The sequence below is a fragment of the Azospirillum sp. B21 genome (genome assembly GCF_008364825.1).
Lineage (GTDB): Bacteria > Pseudomonadota > Alphaproteobacteria > Azospirillales > Azospirillaceae > Azospirillum.
Genome location: NZ_VTTO01000010.1, coordinates 169,499 through 191,818 on the forward strand (window position 1 = coordinate 169,499; position 22,320 = coordinate 191,818).

Annotated in this window: 17 protein-coding genes; 13 read left to right on the forward strand and 4 right to left on the reverse strand. The window is 68.1% G+C overall.

Going from position 1 to position 22,320, the window contains the following annotated elements; genetic code table 11:
* Positions 1–107 precede the first annotated feature (107 nt).
* Entirely contained in the window at positions 108–1,775 is a 1,668-nt protein-coding gene (locus FZ983_RS22440; RefSeq protein ID WP_149225704.1) for a GGDEF domain-containing protein, read from the forward strand.
* 133 nt (positions 1,776–1,908) lie between these two features.
* On the opposite strand, the gene FZ983_RS22445 is transcribed toward FZ983_RS22440, so the two are convergent.
* The 3 genes from FZ983_RS22445 to FZ983_RS22455 form a co-directional block, all read right to left on the reverse strand.
* On the reverse strand, positions 1,909–2,979 hold the full coding sequence (locus FZ983_RS22445; protein ID WP_149225705.1) for a putative zinc-binding peptidase: 1,071 nt from the start codon (positions 2,977–2,979) through the stop codon (positions 1,909–1,911).
* Positions 2,980–3,134: 155 nt separating this feature from the next.
* On the reverse strand, positions 3,135–5,453 hold the full coding sequence (gene glgX / locus FZ983_RS22450) for a glycogen debranching protein GlgX (protein WP_149225706.1): 2,319 nt from the start codon (positions 5,451–5,453) through the stop codon (positions 3,135–3,137).
* Positions 5,454–5,574: 121 nt separating this feature from the next.
* Complete coding sequence (locus FZ983_RS22455; protein ID WP_149225707.1) at positions 5,575–6,522, reverse strand: LysR substrate-binding domain-containing protein; 948 nt, start codon at positions 6,520–6,522, stop codon at positions 5,575–5,577.
* 121 nt (positions 6,523–6,643) lie between these two features.
* On the opposite strand from FZ983_RS22455, the gene FZ983_RS22460 reads away from it, so the two are divergent.
* From FZ983_RS22460 to FZ983_RS22480, 5 genes are all read left to right on the forward strand, one after another.
* On the forward strand, positions 6,644–8,095 hold the full coding sequence (locus tag FZ983_RS22460) for a catalase (RefSeq protein WP_149225708.1): 1,452 nt from the start codon (positions 6,644–6,646) through the stop codon (positions 8,093–8,095).
* 270 nt (positions 8,096–8,365) lie between these two features.
* A complete protein-coding gene (locus FZ983_RS22465; protein ID WP_149225709.1) occupies positions 8,366–8,812 on the forward strand; it encodes a hypothetical protein in 447 nt (148 codons plus the stop codon).
* A gap of 225 nt (positions 8,813–9,037) precedes the next feature.
* Positions 9,038–10,105, forward strand: coding sequence for a transglycosylase SLT domain-containing protein (locus tag FZ983_RS22470; RefSeq protein ID WP_149225710.1), 1,068 nt, complete (start codon positions 9,038–9,040; stop codon positions 10,103–10,105).
* A gap of 123 nt (positions 10,106–10,228) precedes the next feature.
* Entirely contained in the window at positions 10,229–10,732 is a 504-nt protein-coding gene (locus tag FZ983_RS22475; RefSeq protein WP_149225711.1) for a hypothetical protein, read from the forward strand.
* Positions 10,729–12,144 carry a GAF domain-containing protein gene (locus FZ983_RS22480; RefSeq protein WP_149225712.1) on the forward strand — a complete coding sequence of 472 codons (1,416 nt, stop codon included), beginning with the start codon at positions 10,729–10,731 and terminating at the stop codon, positions 12,142–12,144. Before FZ983_RS22475 ends, FZ983_RS22480 begins: the two co-directional genes overlap by 4 nt.
* 21 nt (positions 12,145–12,165) lie before the next feature.
* Here the strand turns inward: FZ983_RS22480 and FZ983_RS22485 are convergent, their stop codons facing one another.
* Complete coding sequence (locus FZ983_RS22485; RefSeq protein ID WP_247883916.1) at positions 12,166–13,152, reverse strand: LysR family transcriptional regulator; 987 nt, start codon at positions 13,150–13,152, stop codon at positions 12,166–12,168.
* A gap of 307 nt (positions 13,153–13,459) precedes the next feature.
* Here FZ983_RS22485 and FZ983_RS22490 point away from each other — a divergent pair, with 307 nt between their 5' ends.
* The 7 genes from FZ983_RS22490 (at position 13,460) to FZ983_RS22525 (ending at position 22,151) form a co-directional block, all read left to right on the forward strand.
* The gene (locus FZ983_RS22490) at positions 13,460–14,782 is read left to right on the forward strand and encodes an ArgE/DapE family deacylase (RefSeq protein WP_149225713.1); all 1,323 of its coding nucleotides are present in this window, start codon (positions 13,460–13,462) and stop codon (positions 14,780–14,782) included.
* Positions 14,783–14,810: 28 nt separating this feature from the next.
* The gene (locus FZ983_RS22495) at positions 14,811–15,602 is read left to right on the forward strand and encodes a class II aldolase/adducin family protein (protein WP_149225714.1); all 792 of its coding nucleotides are present in this window, start codon (positions 14,811–14,813) and stop codon (positions 15,600–15,602) included.
* Between the two features lie 206 nt (positions 15,603–15,808).
* Entirely contained in the window at positions 15,809–17,476 is a 1,668-nt protein-coding gene (locus tag FZ983_RS22505) for an ABC transporter substrate-binding protein (RefSeq protein WP_149225715.1), read from the forward strand.
* Between the two features lie 160 nt (positions 17,477–17,636).
* Entirely contained in the window at positions 17,637–18,617 is a 981-nt protein-coding gene (locus FZ983_RS22510; RefSeq protein WP_149225716.1) for an ABC transporter permease, read from the forward strand.
* On the forward strand, positions 18,614–19,456 hold the full coding sequence (locus FZ983_RS22515; RefSeq protein ID WP_149225717.1) for an ABC transporter permease: 843 nt from the start codon (positions 18,614–18,616) through the stop codon (positions 19,454–19,456). The genes FZ983_RS22510 and FZ983_RS22515 overlap by 4 nt, the downstream gene beginning before the upstream one ends.
* A gap of 4 nt (positions 19,457–19,460) precedes the next feature.
* Positions 19,461–21,167, forward strand: coding sequence for an ABC transporter ATP-binding protein (locus FZ983_RS22520; RefSeq protein ID WP_149225718.1), 1,707 nt, complete (start codon positions 19,461–19,463; stop codon positions 21,165–21,167).
* Complete coding sequence (locus FZ983_RS22525) at positions 21,168–22,151, forward strand: 2-dehydropantoate 2-reductase (RefSeq protein ID WP_149225719.1); 984 nt, start codon at positions 21,168–21,170, stop codon at positions 22,149–22,151.
* Positions 22,152–22,320: the final 169 nt, after the last annotated feature.

Genomic DNA, 22,320 nt, shown 5'->3' on the forward strand with positions numbered 1-22,320 from the left:
TCCACGACTGTTTTGGTTGACCCTTTATAAAGGGCTGGGATGATACAGTGTCTCCACTGGTCGATCTCTGCCCCACCCCTTGTGATTCCCGAGAGGACGATGCCGCGATGACGCCCCTTGGACAGCCAAGCGGCAAAACCGAACGCCGCAGCCGGGCGCTTGGTTTGCGTGCCACGGTCGCCGTAACCGTGGCGATTCTCGTGCTCGGGTCGACGGTGGTGACCGGCCTGGTCGTCGGCAGCGGCGCCGCCGGCGCCCTGAAGCACGAGATCGGCGATTCGATGACCGGTCTGGCGCAGTCGCTGGCGCGGCAGCTCGATTTGACCATGTGGGCGCGCGCCAACCAGATCGCCGCGCTGTCGCGAATCGAAGCGCTGAAGGACCCGGCCGTGGCGCAATCGACGATCGACGAGTTGAAGCGCCGCGACCCGACCCTCGCCTGGATCGGCATGACCAATGCCAACGGGCGGGTGATGGCGGCCTCCGGCGGGCTGCTTCTGGGGGCGGACATCTCCAGCCGGCCGGTTCATCAAGAAGGCATGAAGGGCCTGTTCGTCGGCGACGTGCACGATGCGGTGGCCCTGCGCGGCAAGGTGCCGTATCTGGAGGGCGAAACCCCGAAATTCGTCGATGTCTCCGCCCCGCTGCAGAAGGCCGACGGCACCCCGGTGGGCGTGCTGGCCGCCCATTACAGCTGGGAGTGGGCCTACGCCTCGATCCGCCAGTTGACGGAGCCGCTGTCCGACCGCCGGGGATTGACTCTCTATATCCTGTCGGCCGACGGCAGCGTCCTGATCGGTCCGGATCAGGCGGTGGGAAAACCTCTTCCGGTTCCGACGCTGACCGCGAAGCTGCGCGACGGCTGGAGCGCCGACCGCTGGCCGGACGGAATCACTTATGTGACCGGCGTGGCCTATGGCCGTGGGCTGCATGACTATGCCGGGCTCGGCTGGACCGTGATCGCCCGGCAGCCGGCCGATCTGGTGTTCGCCGAAACCAACCGGCTTCGGCTGTCCATCATCGGATCCGGCATTCTGCTGGCCCTGCTGTTCAGCGTGATCGGCTGGTTCGCCGCCGGGCGGATCGCCCGTCCGCTGGGCTCCATCGCCGGCGCCGCCGAACGGATCGGCGATGGCGAGCGCGGCGTCACCATTCCCGACGTCGGCGGTGCCGCGGAGATCCGCCGGCTGTCCGTTTCGCTGCGGGACATGGTGGATGGTCTGACCAACAAGGATGCCGCGCTGATGCGGCTGGAGGACATCGCCTACGAAGACCGGCTGACTGCACTGCCGAACCGCCGCTATTTCGAACAGTATGTCGAGGCGTCGACTGGCAGCGGCGGCGGATCTACGACGGTGATGTACATCGACCTGGACGGCTTCAAGCCGGTGAACGACCGGCTGGGCCACGATGCCGGCGACGCCGTGCTGCGGCAGGTCGGCGGCCGGCTCGCCAACATCTTCCGCGACGACGACGTGGTCGCCCGGCTGGGCGGCGACGAATTCGCCGCCGTTCTGCCGCGCCGCGCCGGCCGTTCCGCCCCCGATACCGAGGAACTGGCGTCCCGCATCATCGCCGCGGTGAACGAACCGGTTTCGATCGAGGGCGAAAAGGTGCGCGTCGGCTGCTCCATCGGAATCGCCTCCTGGCCGGAGGATGACGGCGACATGGCGACGGTGATGCGCCATGCCGACGCCGCGCTCTACAAGGCCAAGCGCGACGGGCGCAACCGCGCGGTGCGCTGGACGAGGGTCGAAGTGGGGGCGGAGGGGTAGAGTTGGGAGATTTCGGCTGACGATGCCCCCTCCCTAACCCTCCCCCGCTTTCGCGGGAGAGGGGACTGCCGCCGCCCTGCGCTTGCCCCCTCTCCCACCGAAGGTGGGGGAGGGTTGGGAAGGGGGCATCACGCTACAACCCCCGCACCATCCCGTTCATGAACCCCAGCTTCTCGATCACCGCGGCCGACAGGATGAAGGGGTAGAGGTCCGGCTGGCCCATGCTGCGGTTCAGGCTGTTCACCGCATAGGTCAGGGGCAGCCAGGGTTCGATCAGGTCCTCGATGTGCCGAGCCTTGTGCGGGTTGAAGTCAATCTCTGATTCCAGTTCCGCCCCTTCGCTGATGCGAGGGCGGATCCGCAGGCCGAAGGCACGGGCGGTCTCCAGCGTGTCGACGATGTGGAGATAATGCGCCCAGGTCTCGGCGAAATCCTCCCACGGATGGGCGGTGGCGTAGGAGCTGACGAAGTTCGCCTGCCAGTCGGCCGGCGCACCGTTGGCGTAGTGGCGTTTCAGCGCCTCGCCGTAATCCTCGCGCTCGTCGCCGAACAGGGCGCGGAAGCGCTCCAGCAAGGCCGGGTCGTCGCGCACCAGACGGTCCCAGACGTAATGGCCGATCTCGTGCCGGAAATGGCCGAGCAGCGTGCGGTAGGGCTCGCCCATGTCGGTGCGGCGCTTCTCGCGTTCGGCATCGTCGGCCTCGGCGACGTTGATGGTGATGAGGCCGTTGGCGTGGCCGGTCATCACCGGCGTCACCGTGCCGTCGGGGCCTACCGTGTCGGACAGGAAGTCGAAGGCCAGCCCTTCCTCCGGGTTCTCGATCCGGGTCTGCAGCGGCAGCTTCAGGTTGGTCAGGGTATAGAACAGGTGGTGCTTGGCCAGTTCCAGCTTGCGCCAGAGCGTCAGGTTGGCCGTGTCGGACAGGTCGGGGATGGTGCGGTTGTGCCGGCAGGCGGCGCAATGGGTGTCGGCGGAGTCGGCCGGCAGCATCCAGTTGCAGGCGTCCAGTTCGGCGTTCGCACAGAACTTGTAAAGCGGTTCGGTGGTGGCAAGCGCACTCCACACCCCGTCATGGTCGGTCGGGTCGATGGCCGACAGGGTTCCCACATCCGGCAGATAGCCCAGCCGGTAGCCGCAGCGCTCGCACAGCGTGTTCTCGAAGTAGAGCGGCTGGTGGCAGTTCTGGCATTCGAAGAGTTTCATGGCGGGGGATCCTGGGGCCGCGAGGGATCCCCTCTCCCCCCGGGGAGAGGGTTAGGGTGAGGGGGAAGTGCGGCGGGACCTTCGAAGAAATCCTGCGGTGCATCCCCCTCACCCCGGCCCTCTCCCCGGGGGGGAGAGGGGGAATGAGCGTCGGTTCAGGTGAGCTTCTTCGCTTCGGACTTGGCCTCGGCAGCCGCTTCCACCTTTTCGGGTTCCTTCGTCTCGGCCGGCTCCGCCGGCTTCTCCTCCTCCTCCACGCTTTCCTCGCCGAAGGACAGGGTCGGGCTTTCGGCGACGTTGCGCAAGGCGTGGGCGGCGCGGCGGAGCGCGAATGAGGTCTTGCCTTCCGGTTCCAGCGCCAGCAGCAGCAGCGAGCGCCCGGTCACCATATAGGTGTCGCCGGTGTCGACGCGCGGCGCCTCGTCGGGGTCCGGCAGGTTGGTGTCTACCAGACAGCGCCAGACGTTGCCGCCCGTCACCTCGGGCAGGGTAAACCCGACCACGTCGTGATGGGCGTTGATGACCAGAAGCAGCGTGGCGTCCATCGCCGGCCGCTTGATGCCCGTGGCCTGGGCGCGGCCGTCCAGCAGCATGCCCATGCAGCGGGCGTTCCCGTCATGCCAATGGCTCTCGTCCATCTCGTCAGCGGTGGGGGTCAGCCAAGTGACGTCCTTGATGTCGAACTCGGCATTGTACTCGCCCGACAGGAAGCGCCCGCGCCGCAGCATCGGGAAGGACTGGCGCACCGCGATGACCCGGCGGACGAACTCGATCAGCGCCTGCCCGTCCTCGTCGATGCCGTCCCAGTTCAGCCACGCCGTCTCGTTGTCCTGGCAATAGGCGTTGTTGTTGCCGTGCTGGGTGTTGCCGAACTCGTCACCAGCCAGCAGCATCGGCGAGCCCTGCGACAGCAGCAGCGTCGCCAGCAGGTTGCGCTTCTGCCGTTCGCGCAGAGCCTTGATCTCGGGATCGTCGGTCGGCCCCTCCACCCCATGGTTCCAGGACAGGTTGTGGGAGTGGCCGTCGTTGTTGTCCTCGCCATTCGCCTCGTTGTGCTTGTCGTTGTAGGAAACGAGGTCGTTCAGCGTGTAGCCGTCATGGGCGGTGATGAAGTTCACGCTGGCCCAGGGCTTGCGCCCGCGTTTGTTGAAAAGGTCGGCCGAGCCGCAGAGGCGCGGCGCCACCTCCGGCAGCTTGCCCTCGTCGCCCTTCCAGAAGGCGCGGACGGTGTCGCGGTAGCGGTCGTTCCATTCGGCCCAACCCGGCGGGAAGTTGCCGACCTGATAGCCGCCGGGGCCGCAGTCCCACGGCTCGGCGATCAGCTTGACGCTGTTGAGGATCGGGTCCTGCAGGCAGCTGTCGAGGAAGCCGCCGCCCTCGTCGAAGCCGTAGGGCTCGCGGCCGAGGATGGTGGCGAGGTCGAAGCGGAAGCCGTCGACATGCATCTCCGTCGCCCAGTAGCGGAGCGAATCGGTGACCATCTGCAGCACGCGCGGGTGGCTGAGGTTGACGGTGTTCCCGGTCCCGGTCTCGTTGATGTAGTAGCGCTTCTGGTCCGGGATCAGGCGGTAGTAGGAGGCGTTGTCGATGCCCTTGAAGGACAGGGTCGGCCCGCGCTCGTTGCCCTCGGCGGTGTGGTTGTAGACGACGTCGAGGATCACCTCCAGCCCGGCATTGTGGAGATGGGCGACCATCTCCTTGAATTCCTTGATGGCATTACCCGACGCGGCATAGCGCGGCTCCGGCGCGAAGAAGCCGATGGAGTTGTAGCCCCAGTAGTTGGCCAGCCCCTTGTCGACCAGATGCTGGTCCTGGACGAAGGCATGGACCGGCAGCAGCTCCACCGAGGTGACGCCGAGCGACTTGATGTAGTCGACCACCTCCTTCACCGCCATGCCGCCATAAGTGCCGCGCAGGCTGTCGGGTACCGCCGGGTGCAGCTTGGTGAAGCCCTTCACATGGGTTTCGTAGAAGATGGTGCGGTCCCAGGCGGTGCCGGGCTTGTGGTCGCGGCCCCAGGTGAAGGCGGGGTCGATCACCTTGCATTTCGGCATGAAGGGCGCGCTGTCGCGCTCGTCATAGGTCAGGTCGTCGCCCGATTCCATCACATAGCCGAAATGGGCCGGATTCCAGCGGATCTCGCCGACCAGTTCCTTGGCGTAGGGGTCGAGCAGAAGCTTGTTGGGGTTGAAGCGATGGCCGTTCTCCGGCTCGTACGGGCCGTACACGCGGTAGCCGTAGAGCAGGCCGGGACGGGCATCCGGCAGATAGCCGTGCCAGATCTCGTTGGTGAATTCGGGAAGCTCGATGCGTTCGAGCTCCTCCTCGCCGTTTTCATCGAACAGACACAGTTCGACCTTGGTGGCGTGGGCGGAAAACAAGGCGAAGTTGACGCCCAGGCCGTCCCACGTCGCGCCCAGTGGAAAGGGCAATCCTTCACCGAGCCGCGTTGCCTGTTTCAGGATGTTTGCCATGATCGCCCACTTCTCCGCCTGGATCGAAAGTCGTGCCCTCGCTCCTGGACAGTGAGAAGCGCGGGCCGAGCCTTCAACCCGGCCGATGGGCGCTTGTTCCTTCCCGAAATTCCTCAGCCCTTCAGGATAGGACCGGCCCGGTGCCCACCGGCATCCCGCGGCGCAGCAAGGCGGCCAGATCGCGCAGGCCGCGGTCGCGCGGGTCGCTGGCCCGCCAGACCAGACCGATGACGCGGCCGGGCGGGCGGCCGCTATCGGAGGACGCATCGAAGGGGCGGTACTCCACCAGCCCGCCAACGCTGGCGGTCCGTCCGGCGTCCGCTTGCGTCGCCAGCAGCGGCATCAGCGTGCAGCCTGCGCCGGCGGCCACCATGTGGCGCAGGGTCTCCAGCCCAGTTGCATGGACGCCGCCGCCGCGCGCGCTGAGGCCGCAGGCGGCCAGCGCCTGATCGCGCAGGCAGTGCCCCTCCTCCAGCAGCAGAAGCTCCGACGGGTCGAGGTCGTTCAGCGACAGGTTGGGCGCCGAACAGAGGCGATGACCGGCGGGATGGGCGAGCAGGAAGGGCTCGAAGAACAGCGGCTCCGCCACCAGCCCGTCGGGCTCCACCGGCAGGGCGAGCAGCACGGCGTCGAGCCGGCCGTCGCGCAATTCCTCCAGCAGGCTGTCGGTCCGCCCTTCCGACAGGATCAGCGTTAGGTCGGGCCAGGCATCGCGCAGCGGCGGCAGGATGTGCGGGAACAGGTAGGGGCCCAGCGTGTGGATCGCCGCCAGCCGCAGCCGCCCGGTCAGCGCACCGCCCGATCCGTCGGCCAGGGCCAGCAGCCGGCGCGCCTCCTCCAGCACCACGCGGGCCTGCGCCACGATGGCCTCGCCGCGCGGGGTCAACAGGACCTTGCGGCTGGTCCGCTCGAACAGCGACAGGCCGAGGGCATCCTCCAGCTTACGGATCTGGGCGCTCAGCGACGGCTGGCTGACGGCGCAGCGTTCGGCGGCCCGGCCGAAATGGCGCAGCTCGGCGACGGCGACGACATATTCGAGGTCACGCAGGGACAGGGCGGAGAGATTCATAGACGGTGCCTATGGGAGCATTTCCTTCAATGTCTTGGATATATCGTTCAAGACGCCGGATAACCAGGGGCGAGACAATGACGCCGCTTCAGGCGACACCGCCCCAACGAGGATGACCCGGATGAGCACCCTGACCACCAGCTTCGGCCAGCCCGTTCCCGACAACCAGAATTCGCTGAGCGCCGGGCCGCGCGGTCCGCTGCTGCTGCAGGACTTCCACCTGATCGAGAAGCTGGCCCATTTCAACCGCGAACGCATTCCGGAGCGGGTCGTCCACGCCAAGGGTGCCGGCGCCTATGGCAGCTTCCGCGTCACCCGCGACGTGACCGGCTGGACCAAGGCCGCCTTCCTGTCGTCGGTGGGCAAGGAGACGCCGGTCTTCCTGCGCTTCTCCACCGTCGGCGGCGAGAAGGGCTCCGCCGATGCCGAGCGCGACCCGCGCGGCTTCGCGGTGAAGTTCTATACGGAAGAGGGCAACTACGATCTGGTCGGCAACAACACGCCGGTCTTCTTCCTGCGCGACCCGCTGAAGTTCCCGGACTTCATCCACACCCAGAAGCGCAACCCGGCCACCAACCTGAAGGACCCCACCGCCATGTGGGACTTCTTCTCGCTGTCGCCGGAGACGATGCACCAGCTGACCATCCTGTTCAGCGACCGCGGCACCCCGCGCGGCTATCGCCACATGGACGGCTTCAGCAGCCACACCTTCTCGTGGATCAACGCGGCGAACGAGCGCTTCTGGGTCAAGTACCACTTCAAGACCCGCCAGGGCATCCAGAACTTCACTGCCGAGCAGGCGGTGACGATGGGCGGCATCGACCCCGACCACGCCACCCGCGACCTGTTCGCCTCGATCGAGGACGGCGACTTCCCGGCCTGGACCGTTTCGGTGCAGATCATGCCGGAGGCGGAGGCCGACGATTACCGCATCAACCCGTTCGACCTGACCAAGGTCTGGCCGCATGCCGATTACCCGCTGATCGAGATCGGCGAGCTGGTGCTGAACCGCAACCCGGAGAACTTCTTCGCGGAGACCGAACAGGCCGCCTTCAGCCCGGCCAGCGTGGTGCCCGGCATCTCCTTCAGCCCGGACAAGATGCTGCAGGGCCGGCTGTTCGCCTATGCCGACGCCCACCGCTACCGGTTGGGCGGCAACTACGCCCAGATCCCCGTGAACAAGCCGCAGGGCTGCCCGGTCCACAATTATCAGCGCGACGGCGCCATGCGCACCGACGGCAACGGCGGCGGCCGGCCGAACTACGAGCCGAACAGCTTCGGCGGCCCGGCCCAGACCGGCGTGGCGAGCGAGCCGCCGCTGCGCATCCGCGGCGACGCCGCCCACTACGACCACCGCGAGGGCAACGACGACTACGCACAGGCCGGCGCGCTGTTCCGCCTGATCGGCGGGGAGGCTCAGGACCGCCTGATGGACAACATCGCCGGCAGCCTGGGCAAGGCCCCGCTGTTCATCCAGCAGCGCCAGCTGAAGCACTTCCTGGCCGCCGACCCGGCCTATGGCGAGGGCGTGGCCAAGCGCCTGGGCCTGACCGTGGCGCAGGCCGCGGAGTGACGTGAGATTTCCGGCCCTTCCACGCGATGCGGAGGGGCCGGCTTCGAGATGCCGCGCCCGCCCCCGTGGGCGGCGGCATGATTGCCGGCATCCAGCCGCGCATTTCCCCAATTGACTTGGCAGCCCTCTTCCCCGTCTCGGGAAGGGGGCTTTTTTTGGTCGCGGTCTCTCCCCGCCCCCACCCAAATGGTGTGGTCCCCGCTTGGGGGCAGACAAAGCGGCGGCCGGCGTCCTAAAGTCCGCCTTCAGCGCGACAGCTTCGATGACGGAATGGGACGGGACCACGACACCGAACGACCGACCGGCGGGCAATCCACCAGCGGACTGACCGGGAAGGGGCTGGACACCCTGCTTGCGGCGGCGGAGACGCTGCCGCATGCGCCGGAGGATGCGTGGCGGCTCGACCTGTTCCGGGTGGCGCTGCGCATCGCGCGGTCCACCGAGTCGGTGGCCGACCTGGAACGGGCCAACCTCGCCTTCAAGGCGCTGCCGCACCGGCTGCGCAACCCGCTGGTCGACCGCGCCGCCATGCTGGCCCGGCGCGAGGCGGAGCGCGCGCAGGTGACCGCGGAGCCGGAGGACGAGCCGAAAACCGGTGGGCTGCTGGGTGGGCTGTTCGGACGGGCGGGAGGGCGGCCAAGCCGGAAAACCGCCAAGGAACGGCTGATGCGCGAACTGACGACCCGCCGCGACCCGGACGATGACCGGGAGATTTGAAGATCCGATCGCCGAAAGACCCGGGCAATGGAAATCCCGGCAGAGGGCCATCCGGACGGCAGATGCCCGTCCGGCCGCTTGTCCGTCCGAAGGACTCCGGTGCCCTCCCCCCTCCGCGTTCTCCGGCCGCGTCGAAGGTCACAGCCGGGACGGTTTACGGCGGGGCGGGAATGTGCAAAGGTCGCTACCTCCAAATCGGGCTTATCCTAACGTTGTAACTGAACGATGACCGGGGGTTCCGTGCGTCGCCTGAAGCCATTGCTGACCTGCGCCGCCCTGACCGCCCTGCTGAGCGCCTGCGCCAGCGGGAGCGGATCGCACCGCACCGCCACCCCGGCGGAGATCGATGCCCACGTCGCCGAGGCATCCAAGCGGTTCGACATGCCGGAGCTGTGGATCCGCGAGGTGATCCGCCAGGAAAGCGGCGGGCGCACCACCGTCAACGGCAAGCCGATCGTCAGCAAGGCCGGCGCCATGGGCCTGATGCAGGTGATGCCCGGTACCTATGAGGAGATGCGGCGCAAGCACGATCTGGGCTCCGACCCGTTCGATCCGCATGACAACATCATCGCCGGCACCGCGTATCTGCGCGAGATGTACAACCTGTTCGGCGCGCCGGGCTTCCTCGGCGCCTACAACTGCGGTCCGGGCTGTTACGGTGACTATCTGGCCGGCAAGCGCAGCCTGCCGGGCGAGACGCGGCGCTACATCGCGTCCGTCGGCCCGCGGCTGAACCGCACCCCGGCCCCCAACGGCGCCGACATCGTGCTGGTCAGCGCGCCGTCCTCCGATTCGCCGCCGGACTTCGGGTCGTCCTACTCGTCGTCTCGGCCTGCACCCTCCTATCAGGCGCCCACCTACGCGCCGCCCGCGAACAGCCGCCCGGCGGCAAGCCGTCCGCCGATCGCCGTGGCGGCGCTGCCTTCGCCTGCCCCAACCGCGGCTCCGGCGCCCACGGTGCGGGTGGTGGCGCCCGACACCTCGACCCCCGACGCTCCGGCGCCGCGTCCGGTGGCCACGATGGCCGGACCGGCGACCGCCGGCGGCGGGGTGTGGACGGTGCAGCTCGGCGCCTTCCGCTCGCCGGACGACAGCCAGCGCGTGATCGATCGCGCCCGCAATTCCATGCCGGTGCTGTCGCGCTCGCAGCGGGTCGTGCAGGCGGTGGATACCCAGACCGGGCCGCTCTACCGCGCCCGCCTGTCCGGCCTGTCGCAACAGGATGCGGCCAGCGCCTGCAACGGACTGGTCACCATCGGCATGGCCTGCTTCGTGGTTGCGCCGGGGGCGTGAGCGGGATGGCCGGGCAGGTCCCTGCCGCATGGATGACGTCCATCGGTTGGTTTGCCGCCCGGCCCGAACCGTTGCTATCCTGATCGCCGAACAACAGCGCTGAGGGGCGCTGAGGAGGCAGGCGTGACGGAGCCGGACGGTCTGCAGCTTGGAACAGGTGTGGGCGCTGCGGTCCTGCGCTTCCCGGACCGCAGCCTCAGCGTCAATGTCGCCGGCAGCGACCGTGCGAACCGGCCCCTGGTCGCGCGGGCGGTGGCGGCGCGGGCGAGTTGCGGGGGTGATCGGCTGACTGTTCTGCTCGACGGGCGGGCCAACGCCGAACTGGTGGCCGCCGTCGCCGACACCGGCCGGCTGGCCGTGGTCTTTTCCGAACCCAGCACCCACCGCTCCCTGCAGGTCAAGGGCGACGGCGCCGTCGTGGCCGCCCCGACGGTGGAGGAGGTGGCGCTCATCGGCCCCTACCTGGACGGCTTCATCGCCGAGCTGACCGGCATCGGCTTCACCGAGCCCTTCATCCGGGCGGTGATGACCTGCGATCCGGCCGATCTGGTGGCGCTGCACGTCCGCCCGGCCGCGGTGTTCGACCAGACGCCGGGCCCGAAGGCCGGGGAGGCGGTGCAGGCATGAGCGACCCGCAGGCCCGGAACATGCTGACGCTGGATGCCATCCGGACCTGCCTGGAGGGGGTGATCCCCGCCACCATCGCCACGGTGGCGCCGGACGGCACGCCCAACGTCTCGCAGCTGTCGCAGGTCCATTACGTCGACCCCGGCCACATCGCCCTATCCTATCAGTTCTTCAACAAGACGCGGTCCAACATCCTGGACTGCCGGGACGCCCTTCTGGAAGTCATCGACCCGTCGACGGGGGCGCAGTACCGGCTGCGGCTGGACTATCTGCGGACCGAGACCGACGGGCCGCTGTTCGAGAGCATGAAGGCCAAGCTGTCGGGCATCGCCTCGCATGTCGGGATGGCGGAAGTGTTCCGGCTGCGCGGCGCCGACCTGTTTCGGGTGACCGAGATCGAGGCGGTTCCCGGCGGCCGTCCCCTGCCCGCACGCATGCGCCCGCGCAGCCTGCTGTCGGCCGTCCGGCGCGCCTGCGAAGGCTTGCGCGGCTGCGCCGACCTGTCCGACCTGCTCGACCGCGCCATCGTGGCCCTGCGCGACCTGTTCGGGGTGGAGCATGCGCTGATCCTGCTGCCGGATGCCGCCAGCGGGCGGCTGTTCACCGTCGCGGCGCTGGGTTACGAGGCGAGCGGGGAGGCGGGCGGCCGGGGCAGCGGCATCGGCTGGGAGGTGGCGCCCGGCGACGGGGTAATCGGCGTGGCGGCGCGCGAACGGGTGCCGATCCGCATCACCCACATGACCACCGACGTCGCCTACAGCATGGCGATGCGGCAGGGTACGACGGCGGGGCCGTTGCGCGAAATCCCCTTCCCCGGCCTGGAGCGGCCGCACAGCCAGTTGGCGGTGCCGATCCTGGCGCATGAGGCCGGGGACGGCTGCGGCAAGCTGGCCGGGGTGCTGGCCGGGGTGCTGTTCGTGGAGAGCGCACAGGAGATGCGCTTCACCTACGACGACGAGGATGCGCTGGCGACTCTTGCCGCACAGTTGGGCGCGCTGATGCGCAGCCTGCCGATGGTTCCGGTCCCCACGACGGAAGCGGAGGCGGAGGATACGCCGGCCGAAACCACGGCGCCGCCGGCCGGCGGACAACCGATCACCGTGCGCCATTACGCCACCGACGACAGCGTCTTCCTCGACCACGATTATCTGATCAAGGGCGTGGCCGGGGCGATCCTGTGGAAGCTGGTGCGCGACCACACAACGCTGGGGCGCACCGATTTCACCAACCGCGAACTGCGGCTGGCGCCGGACATCCCGCTGCCGGATTTCGCCGAGAATCTGGAAGCGCGGCTGATACTTCTGCAGCGCCGGCTGGACGACCGGCGCGGGCCATTGCGGATCGAGAAGACCGGGCGCGGGCGGTTCCGGCTTCTGGTGCAGACCCCGCTGCGGCTGGAGGAGATGCAGTGAGGAGGCGTGGGATGGCAGCGGTTACGGGACAGGTGACACGCCCGCCAATTCCCGCGCCGGGGCGGTGGCGAGCGCCGTTTGCAGATACTCTAGGAAAGCACGTTCGGCGCGGTTCAGCTTGGCCTGTTCGTTCCAGATCAGGTGGACGTTGACCGGCGCAATCCCCTCATAGGGCGGCAGTTCCCACAGCATGCCGTCGTCCACGTCGCGGGCGGCGATGTGTTCCGGCAGGGGGCCGATACCGAGGCCGCAGAGGATCATGCGGCGCACCTCCTCCAGATTGGCGGAGGACGCGACGACGCGGCCGGCGAAGCCTTCCCGCGCGCGGAACAGCGTCAGCGGCGACAGGGCGCCGTCGATCTGGTCGGAGGTGAAGGAGACGAAATTCTCGTGACGCAACTCGGCGATGTCGATGTCGCGCTGCCCGAACAGGCGGCACTCGGAGCCGCAATAGAGGCGGTAGGTCTGGCGCAGGAACACTTGGGCGGACAATCCGGGAATCGGTTCGCGCAACAGGCAGATCGCCATCGCGCCGACCCGCTGCTGCAAGGCGATGTGGGCGTCGGCCGAGGCCATCACGTCGATGCGGAAGGTCACCTGCGGATACATCCGGTGGAATTCCCGCAGCGAGCGGTCGAGCAGCGGCGTCTGGATGCGGCTGGTCATCAGGATGTGGACATGGCCGCTGATCTCGTCCTTGGCGTCGCGCACCAGGGCTCCCAGGCGGGACACGGTGGCGTGGATCGCCACCGCCTCGTCATAGACCTGCTCGCCGGCGGCGGTGACGGCGAAGCGGCCGGGACTGCGGTCGATCAGGGTGCGGCCGAGCTGCTCCTCCAGCCGCTTCAGCGCGAGGCTGACCGCGGGCTGCGTCAAAAACAGGCGGACGGAAGCCTTGGTGATGCTCCCCTCCTGCACGATCACCATGAAGGTGCGCAGCAGATTCCAGTCCATCTGCTGCCCAAGACGGGCCAAAGCCTGCCGTTCCGCCTCGTTTTCGTTCGCCACTCGCCCCTCGTCTTTTCTGCCCGAATTCCGGTGCTTGTGTTCGATCGCCCAAATTCTACGCATATGATTGCCCGCTGAGCAACTGCAGCATAAATCAAACTCATGGTCGAAATGAAAAATGCTTATTTGCCACGTCGCATTCGTCATCGCCTAATCGACACATGGCGGTCTTCAAACATCGCCAAGCCGGACAAGCATAGCGTCGCATTATAGCGGCCATATCCATTTGGGATAGGTCGCGCCGCAGCCGCTTTGTCTTTTTTCAACCGACCGCGCAATCCTGCCGCAGCGGCGAAGAGGATTCGGAATGACACGAGAAACGGCAGACCGTCTCGACCATGCGTTGCCGGACCCCAGCCTGCGCGCCGCCATCCTGGACGCTGCCGATGCGGCCCAGGACGAGTGCGTGGCCCTGCTGTCGGACCTCGTGCGCCAACCGTCGCTGCTGGGCGACGAATCCTCAGCGCAGGCGCTGATGGCCGACCGGTTCGCCGCGCTGGGGCTGGAGGTCGACCGCTTCGACGTGGACGAGGAGGCGATCTCCCGCATGCCGGGCTTTTCGCCGCCGGTTCGTCCCGGCGCCTATGCCGGGCGCGAGAATATCGTCGGCGTCCATCGACCGCGCGAGGCGAAAGGCCGCTCGCTGATCCTGAACGGCCACATCGACGTGGTGCCCGCCGGCCCGGCGGAGCTGTGGACCACGCCGCCCTTCGAGCCTCGCATCGCCGACGGGCGGCTCTACGGCCGCGGCGCCGGCGACATGAAGGCTGGCATCGCCGCCTACACCGCTGCCTTCGACGCTTTGCGCAAGCTGGGTTACCGGCCGGCCGCCCCCGTCTATCTGCAGTCGGTGATCGAGGAGGAATGCACCGGCAACGGCGCGCTCGCCTGCCTGCACCGCGGCTACCGCGCCGACGCCGCGGTGATTCCGGAGCCGTTCAACCACTCCATCTCCGTCGCCCAGGTCGGCGTGATGTGGCTGCGGCTGGTGCTGACCGGCACGCCGGCCCATGTGCTCGACACCTCGGCGGGCGTGAACGCCATCGAGGCGGCCTATGCGCTGGCGGCGCATCTGAAGGCGCTGGAAGTGCGCTGGAACGAGCCCGCCTGCCGCCATCCGGCCTTCTGCGGCCATGCCCATCCCGTCAACATCAATCTCGGCCGGATCGAGGGCGGCGAGTGGCCGTCGTCAGTCCCGACGCGCTGCGCGCTCGACCTCCGGCTCGGCTTCTTCCCCGGGCAGGAGCCGGAGGCGGTCCGCGCCGAGGTGACCCGGGCGGTGGAGCAGGCGCGCTCCGCCGACCCGGCTCTTTCCAACGTGGGGATCGAGCTGCAGTGGAACGGCTTCCAGGCCGCCGGCTGCGAGATCGACCCGGCCCACCCGCTGGTGACCATGCTGGCCGACAGCCATCGCGCCGTGCGCGGCGGCGACCCGGAGCTGGTGGCGCTGACCTGCACCACCGACGCCCGCTTCTTCCAGCTCTACGGCGACACGCCCGCCACCTGCTACGGCCCCGAGGCGACGCGCATCCACGGCATCGACGAATCGGTGTCGCTGGACAGCCTGCGCGACGTGACCCGCGTGCTGGCGCTGTTCATCGCCGGCTGGTGCGGCCTGGAACCCCTCTGACCCCTTCCTTCCCGACGAGACCCGCCCGATGATCGCCGAGACGCTGACCGCCAACGCCGCACACGCCCCGCGCGCCACCCGCGACTGCTCCGACGTGGAGTGGAAGGTGCGCACCGATCTGGCCGCCGCCTACAAGCTGTTCGACCGGCTGGGCATGACCGACCTGATCTACACCCATATGTCGGCGCGGATTCCCGACACGCCCGACCATTTCCTCATCAACCCCTACGGCCTGATGTTCCACGAGGTGACGCCCGACAATCTCGTGAAGGTCGACATCGACGGCAATCTGGTGGACGGGCGCGAGGGTGACGCCATCAACCCCGCCGGCTTCACCATCCACAGCGCCGTCCACCACGCCCGCCCCGACGTCGGCGCCGTCATCCACCTGCACACCGACGCCGGCATGGCGGTCAGCGCCCAGGCCGACGGGCTGCTGCCGATCACCCAGCATTCGCTGCGCTGGTACAACCGCATCGCCTACCACACCTACGAAGGCATCGCGCTCGATCTGGCGGAGCGGGAGCGGCTGGTCGCCGATCTCGGCACCCACCACAGCATGATCCTGCGCAACCACGGACTGCTGACCGCCGGCCAGGACGTCGCCGAGGCAGCGGTGCTGATGTACTACCTGGAGCAGGCCTGCAAGCAGCAGATCATGGCAATGTCCGGCGGCCGTCCACTGATCTACCCCTCGCCTGAGGTGTGCGAGCACACGGCGCAGCAGTATGAACGTGCCTATCCGAAGGCCGGCGTCCTGGAATGGGACGCGATGCTGCGCTGGCTGGACGGCACGTCCGGGCCGGTGGGGCCGCGGTGAGGATAGTCGTCATGCCCCCTCCCTAACCCTCCCCCGCTGGGCGGGGGAGGGGACAAGCGCTGGTCCGGGAGAGTGGCGGCAGTCCCTCCCCCGCCCAGCGGGGGAGGTTAGGTGGGGGCATTCGAAGCCCACGCCTTCCCAACAAAAAACCCCGACACGACAGGGTCGCTGACACCACCGACAACTTCTGGAGACGAGGACACCCGATGACCAGACGCCTTTCCGGTATCCCCGCCAGCTTCCGCCGCAGTTTTAACGGCGGTTTCACCCGCGGGTTCCACCGCGCCGCCGCCGCCGGTCTGCTGGCCGCCGTGCTCGCCGTTCCCGGCACCGCGGCGCTGGTCGCCGCCCCGGCCATGGCCCAGGAAACGCCGGTCCGCGGCGGTGTCCTCAACTCCATCGTGCAGCCGGAGCCGCCGACGCTGATGCTGGGCCTGAACCAGCAGGGGCCGACCCAGACGGTCGCCGGCAAGATCTACCAGGGCTTGCTGACCTACGATCAGAAGCTGAACCCGATGCCGTCGCTGGCCGAGAGCTGGACGGTGTCGCCGGACGGGCTGACCTACACCTTCAAGCTGTTCCAGAACGTCAAGTGGCATGACGGCAAGCCCTTCACCGCGAAGGATGTCGTCTTCTCCACCTCCAAGTTCCTGATGGAGGTCCACCCGCGCGCCCGCGCCGTCTTCAGCCGCTGCGAGTCGATCACCGCGGTGGACGATTACACCGTCGAGTTCAAGCTGAAGGAAGCCTTCCCGGCCTTCATCCAGGCGTTCGAGGTGTCCTCCGCCCCGATGGTGCCGGCCCATCTCTATGAGGGTACGGAGTTCCGCGCCAACCCGGCCAACGCCACGCCGATCGGCACCGGTCCCTTCAAGCTGAAGGAATGGGTCAAGGGCAGCTACATCCAGCTCGTCCGCAACGAAGACTATTACAAAAAGGACCTGCCCTACCTCGACGGCATCACCTTCCGCGTGATCCCGGACGCCGCCAGCCGCTCGCTGGCGCTGGAGAGCGGACAGGTGCAGCAGACCCAGTACAGCGATCTGGAGCCCTTCGAGGTTCCGCGCATGAAGGCGCTGCCCAACCTGACCATGACCACCGCCGGCTACGAATTCGTGGCTCCGCTGTCCTGGCTGGAGATCAACCACCGCGTCAAGCCGCTGGACGACAAGCGCTTCCGCAAGGCCATCGCCTACGCCATCGACCGCAAGTTCATCCGCGACAAGATCTGGTTCGGGCTGGGACGGGTGCCGACCGGTCCGGTCAACTCGGTGGTCAAGTTCTACGACCCGAAGGTCACCACCTACGAGCCCGATCTCGCCAAGGCCAAGGCCCTGCTGGACGAGATGGGTCTGAAGCCCGACGGCAAGGGCGTGCGCGCCACCGTCAAGATCATGCCGATGCCCTATGGCGAGACCTGGACCCGCCTGGGCGAGTACCTGAAACAGTCGCTGTCCAAGGTCGGCATCGCCGTCGTGCTGGAAAGCACCGACGCCGCCGGCTGGAACCAGCGCGTCGCCAACTGGGATTACGAGATCACCACGAATTTCGTCTACCAGTACGGCGACCCGGCGCTGGGCGTGGCCCGCACCTACATCTCGTCCAACATCCGCAAGGGCGTGATGTTCTCCAACACCATGGGCTATTCCAACCCGAAGGTGGACGAACTGTTCGCCAAGGCGTCGCAGGAGAACGACCCGGCCAAGCGCCAGGAGCAGTACAGCGAGGTGCAGCGCATCCTGGCCGACGAGCTGCCGGTCGTGTGGCTGCTGGAGATGGAGTTCCCGACCTTCCTCGACAAGCGGGTCAAGAACGCCAACAAGACCGCCATCGGCGTGAACGAGACGTACGAAGACGTCTGGCTGGCGAAGTGAGTTGACGACGCGGCCCCCTCCCTAACCCTCCCCCTCTTCGAGGGAGAGGGGACTGCCGCCGCTCCGCAAATCTCCCCTCTCTCACCGCAGGTGGGGGAGGGAGGGACCCGCTCGCAAGAGCGGGAGGGAGGGGGCACCCTCCGCAAGTAGGAACCTGCCCATGCTGGGATTCGCCCAAATCTTCGCGAGCCGCCTCGTCAAGGCCGCCGTGATCCTGATCGCCATCGTGGTGATGAACTTCTTCCTCGTCCATGCCGCCCCCGGCGACCCGGCCATGGTGATGGCGGGCGAGGCCGGGGCCGCCGACGAGAAGTTCGTCGCGCAGCTGCGCGAGCAGTTCGGGCTCGACCGCCCGATCCTCGAACAGCTCGGCACCTATGTCGGCAAGGTCGTGCAGGGCGATCTCGGCTTCTCATACCGGCAGCAGCGCCCCGTCTGGGACATCCTGGCGGAACGGCTGCCGGCCACCCTGGTGCTGACGCTGACCGCCTTCCTGCTGGCGCTGGCCCTGGGCGTTGCGCTGGGCACGCTGGCCGCCGTGACGGTCGGCACCTGGGCCGACAGCGCCATCACCGTCGTGGCCCTGCTGGCCTACGCCACGCCGATCTACTGGATCGGGCTGATGCTGAGCCTGCTGTTCTCGATCCAGCTGGGATGGCTGCCCGCCTTCGGTTACGAGACGGTCGGGGCCGGGTACACCGGGCTGGCCCATGTCGCCGACGTGGGCAAGCACCTGATCCTGCCGGTCATCACGCTGGCGCTGTTCTACATGGCGAGCTACGCGCGCCTCACCCGCGCCTCGATGCTGGAGGTGCGCGGCCTCGATTTCATCAAGACCGCCAAGGCCAAGGGGCTGTCGCAAGGGCGGATCGTCACCCGCCATGTGCTGCGCAACGCCATCCTGCCGGTCATCACGGTGGCGGGCATCCAGGCCGGGCAACTGGTCGGCGGCTCCATCCTGATCGAGACCGTGTTCGCCTGGCCCGGCATCGGCCGGCTGGCCTTCGAGGCGGTGCTGCAGCGCGACTATCAGGTGCTGCTGGGCATCTTCCTGGTCACGTCGATCATGGTGATCCTCTTCAACATCCTGACCGACATCCTCTACGGCCTCGTCGATCCGCGCATCCAGGTGTCCCAATGATGAAGTCCGAATTCTGGCGGGCCTTCGCCCGCAACAAGGGCGCGGTCCTGGGCCTCGTCATCCTGGCGGCAATCGTCTTCCTGGCGGCCTTCGCCTCCTTCCTGTTCCCCAACGACCCGTGGGACATGGCGACCGCCCCCTTCCAGCCGCCGCTGTCCGAGGACGCGCTGCTGGGCTCCGACATGCTGGGCCGCGACATCGCCGCCGGCATCGCCCATGGGGCGCGGGTGTCGCTACTGATCGGCCTGACCTCCACCGCCGCGGCGCTGGCCATCGGCGTCACGCTGGGGGCGCTGGCCGGCTTCCATGGCGGCCGGGTGGACGACGCCATCATGCGCTTCACCGAGCTGTTCCAGACCATCCCCAACTTCGTGCTGGCCGTGGTGCTGGTCGCCATCTTCACCCCCAGCCTGACCACCATCGTACTGGCGATCGCCATCGTCAGCTGGCCGCCGCTGGCGCGTCTCGCCCGCGCCGAGTTCCTCAGCCTGCGCACCCGCGAGTTCGTCCAGGCCGCCATCACCACCGGCCAGAGCAACACCACCATCATCCTGCGCCAGATCCTGCCTAACAGCCTGTCGCCGATCATCGTCTCCGCCTCTCTCATGGTGGCGACGGCGATCCTGCTGGAAAGCTCGCTGAGCTTCCTGGGGCTTGGCGATCCGAACGCCATGAGCTGGGGCTACATGATCGGGGCCGCCCGCACGGTGATCCGGCAGGCGTGGTGGATGAGCGTCTTCCCCGGCCTCGCCATCGTGCTGACCGTGCTGGCGCTGAACCTCGTCGGCGAGGGGCTGAACGACGCCCTGAACCCGAAGCTCGCCCGGTCGCGCGGGTGATCCGATGAGCCTGTCCGAACTGACCCGCATCCCGACGGAGACCGCCGCCATGACGACCACGCCTCTTCTCGATGTGCGCGGCCTCAGCATCGCTCTGCCGCCGGGCGCCGACCGCCCGCTGGCGGTGGACAATCTGACCTTCACCCTGAACCCCGACGAAATCCTCTGCGTGGTCGGCGAGTCCGGCTCCGGCAAGTCGATGACCGCGCATGCGATGATGGGCCTGCTGCCCGCCCCGCATGTGCGGGTCGCCGGTGGCAGCCTGCTGTTCAAGGGCAAGGACGTGCTGACCATGCCGGAGGCGGAGCAGCGGAGCTTGCGCGGCGGTCGCATCGCCATGGTGTTTCAGGAGCCGATGACGGCGCTGAACCCGCTGATGCGGGTCGGCCGCCAGATCGGCGAGAGCTTGCGCGAGCACACCGACCTGCCCGCCCCCGCCCGCCGCGCCCGCGTGGTGGAGCTGCTGGCCCAGGTCGGCCTGCCCAACCCCGCCGAACTGGCCGAGGCCTATCCCTTCCGCCTGTCGGGCGGCCAGCGCCAGCGCGTGATGATCGCCATGGCGCTCGCCTGCCAGCCCGACATCCTGATCGCCGACGAGCCGACCACGGCGCTGGACGTCACCACCCAGAAGCAGATCCTCGACCTGATCCGCTCGATCCAGGCCGAACGCCACATGGGCATGATGTTCATCACCCATGATTTCGGCGTGGTGGCGGAGATCGCCCATCGGGTCGCGGTGATGCGCCACGGCAAGCTGGTGGAATACGGCCCGGCGTCCGACGTGCTGAACCGGCCGCAGCATCCCTATACCCGCCAGCTGATCGCCTCCGTCCCGCACTACATTGAGCACCGCGACGACCACACCAAGGCGGGCGCCCCGCTGCTGGTCGCCGACAAGGTGCGCAAGGTGTTCCATGTCGGCGGCGGCCTGTTCAAGGCATCCAAGGAGGTGGTGGCCGGCGACGACCTGTCGCTGACCATCCATCCCGGCGAGACGGTGGGGCTGGTCGGTGAATCCGGGTCCGGCAAATCGACGCTCGGCCGCTCCATCGTCGGGCTGATCAAGCCGGATTCGGGCCGCATCCTGTTCCAGGGCACCGACCTGCTGGCGCTCGACCGCAAGGGCTTCCGGCCCTATCGCCGGGCGGTGCAGATGGTGTTCCAGGATCCCTACGCCTCGCTGAACCCGCGCCACCGCGTCGGCGACATCGTGGCCCAAGGGCCTGTCGCCTTCGGGGAGGACCGCGGCAAGGCGCTGGCCCGCGCGCGTGAACTGCTGGCGATGGTCGGCCTCGACGGCTCGGCCGCCGACCGCTACCCGCACGAGTTTTCCGGCGGCCAGCGCCAGCGCATCGGCATCGCCCGCGCGCTCGCCATGGAGCCGAAGCTGCTGGTCGCGGACGAACCGGTGTCGGCGCTCGACGTGTCGGTGCAGGGACAGGTGCTGGAACTGCTGGACGACATCCGCAAGCGCCTGAACCTCGCCATGCTGTTCATCACCCACGACCTGCGCGTGGCGGCCCAGGTCTGCGACACCATCGCGGTGATGCGCCGCGGCAGGATCGTGGAACTCGGCACGGCGCGGGAGGTGTTCACCAATCCCCGTGACGCCTACACCCGCAGCCTGTTGGACGCCATTCCCGGCAAGTCCTGGCACATCCCCGAGGATCTCCAAGCAAAGATGGGATCTGGCGTGGCGGGAGCGCACTGAATGAAGGTCGCCATCATCGGAGCCGGTGCGGTCGGCGGGCTGCTGGCCGCGCGGCTGGGCGCCACCGAGGCCGAGGTGACGCTGGTCGCCCGGCCGAACGCGGCAACCGCCATCCGCCGCAACGGCCTGACCATGGTGACGCCGCTGAACCGCGTCGCCCGGCTCACCCCCCGCGTCACCGACGACAGCCTGTCGCTGGGGCCACAGGACGTGGTGTTCCTCTGCGTCAAGGCCCATGCGCTGCGCGGGACCATCGACACGCTGACCCCGCTGCTGGGGCCGGAGACCGCCATCGTGCCGATGATCAACGGCATTCCCTGGTGGTATCCGCACCGCCAGCCGGCTCCCTTGGCCGACCGGCCGCTCGCCAGCGTCGATCCCGACGGGTTGTTGTGGCGCTCCATCGATCCCGACCGGGTGGTGGGGGCGACGACCTTCGTCGCGGTTGAGGGTGACGGCCCCTGCCGGCTGCGTCATGTCAGCGACCAGCGCTTCGTCTTCGGCGACGTTGCCGGCCGCGACAACCCGGCGGTGGACCGCATCGTCACCCTGTTCGGGCAGGCGGGCTTCCAGCCGGCGAAGACCACGGATATCCGGCAGGCGATCTGGGTGAAGCTGTGGGGCAACCTCGCCTTCAACCCGTTGAGCGTGCTGACCGGATCGACGCTGGGCCGGCTGTGCAACGATCCCGGCACGCGGGAGACCGGCCGCGCCATGATGCTGGAGGCCAAGGCGGTGGCGGAAAAGCTTGGCGTGGTTTTCACCACCAGCGTGGACGAGCGCATCGCCATGGCCGCCGGCGTCGGCGACTTCAAGACGTCGATGCTGCAGGACTATGAGGCCGGCCGCCGGCTGGAGTTGGAGGCGATCCTGGGATCGGTGATCGAACTGGCGGAGCGCGCCGGTGTCGAGGTGCCGATGCTGCGCGCGGTGTCGGCGATGGTCGACCTCAGGGCGCGGGAGCGGCGGGAGGTGGCGGCTTAAGCGGACTCTTGCCCCCACCCTAACCCTCCCCCGCTGGGCGGGGGAGGGGACCAAGCGCTTGTTCGGAAAAGCGGCGGCAGTCCCTCCCCCGCCCAGCGGGGGAGGTTAGGTGGGGGCATTCGAAGCCGACACCTCATCCAATCCAAACAACCAACAAACATTCCCGGAG

Bases quoted from the DNA above. Each gene is read 5' to 3' on its own strand.
- FZ983_RS22440 (WP_149225704.1), top strand. From the start codon at position 108: ATGACGCCCCTTGGACAGCCAAGCGGCAAAACCGAACGCCGCAGCCGG.
- FZ983_RS22445 (WP_149225705.1), bottom strand. From the start codon at position 2,979: ATGAAACTCTTCGAATGCCAGAACTGCCACCAGCCGCTCTACTTCGAG.
- glgX (WP_149225706.1), bottom strand. From the start codon at position 5,453: ATGGCAAACATCCTGAAACAGGCAACGCGGCTCGGTGAAGGATTGCCC.
- FZ983_RS22455 (WP_149225707.1), bottom strand. From the start codon at position 6,522: ATGAATCTCTCCGCCCTGTCCCTGCGTGACCTCGAATATGTCGTCGCC.
- FZ983_RS22460 (WP_149225708.1), top strand. From the start codon at position 6,644: ATGAGCACCCTGACCACCAGCTTCGGCCAGCCCGTTCCCGACAACCAG.
- FZ983_RS22465 (WP_149225709.1), top strand. From the start codon at position 8,366: ATGGGACGGGACCACGACACCGAACGACCGACCGGCGGGCAATCCACC.
- FZ983_RS22470 (WP_149225710.1), top strand. From the start codon at position 9,038: ATGACCGGGGGTTCCGTGCGTCGCCTGAAGCCATTGCTGACCTGCGCC.
- FZ983_RS22480 (WP_149225712.1), top strand. From the start codon at position 10,729: ATGAGCGACCCGCAGGCCCGGAACATGCTGACGCTGGATGCCATCCGG.
- FZ983_RS22490 (WP_149225713.1), top strand. From the start codon at position 13,460: ATGACACGAGAAACGGCAGACCGTCTCGACCATGCGTTGCCGGACCCC.
- FZ983_RS22495 (WP_149225714.1), top strand. From the start codon at position 14,811: ATGATCGCCGAGACGCTGACCGCCAACGCCGCACACGCCCCGCGCGCC.
- FZ983_RS22505 (WP_149225715.1), top strand. From the start codon at position 15,809: ATGACCAGACGCCTTTCCGGTATCCCCGCCAGCTTCCGCCGCAGTTTT.
- FZ983_RS22510 (WP_149225716.1), top strand. From the start codon at position 17,637: ATGCTGGGATTCGCCCAAATCTTCGCGAGCCGCCTCGTCAAGGCCGCC.
- FZ983_RS22515 (WP_149225717.1), top strand. From the start codon at position 18,614: ATGATGAAGTCCGAATTCTGGCGGGCCTTCGCCCGCAACAAGGGCGCG.
- FZ983_RS22520 (WP_149225718.1), top strand. From the start codon at position 19,461: ATGAGCCTGTCCGAACTGACCCGCATCCCGACGGAGACCGCCGCCATG.
- FZ983_RS22525 (WP_149225719.1), top strand. From the start codon at position 21,168: ATGAAGGTCGCCATCATCGGAGCCGGTGCGGTCGGCGGGCTGCTGGCC.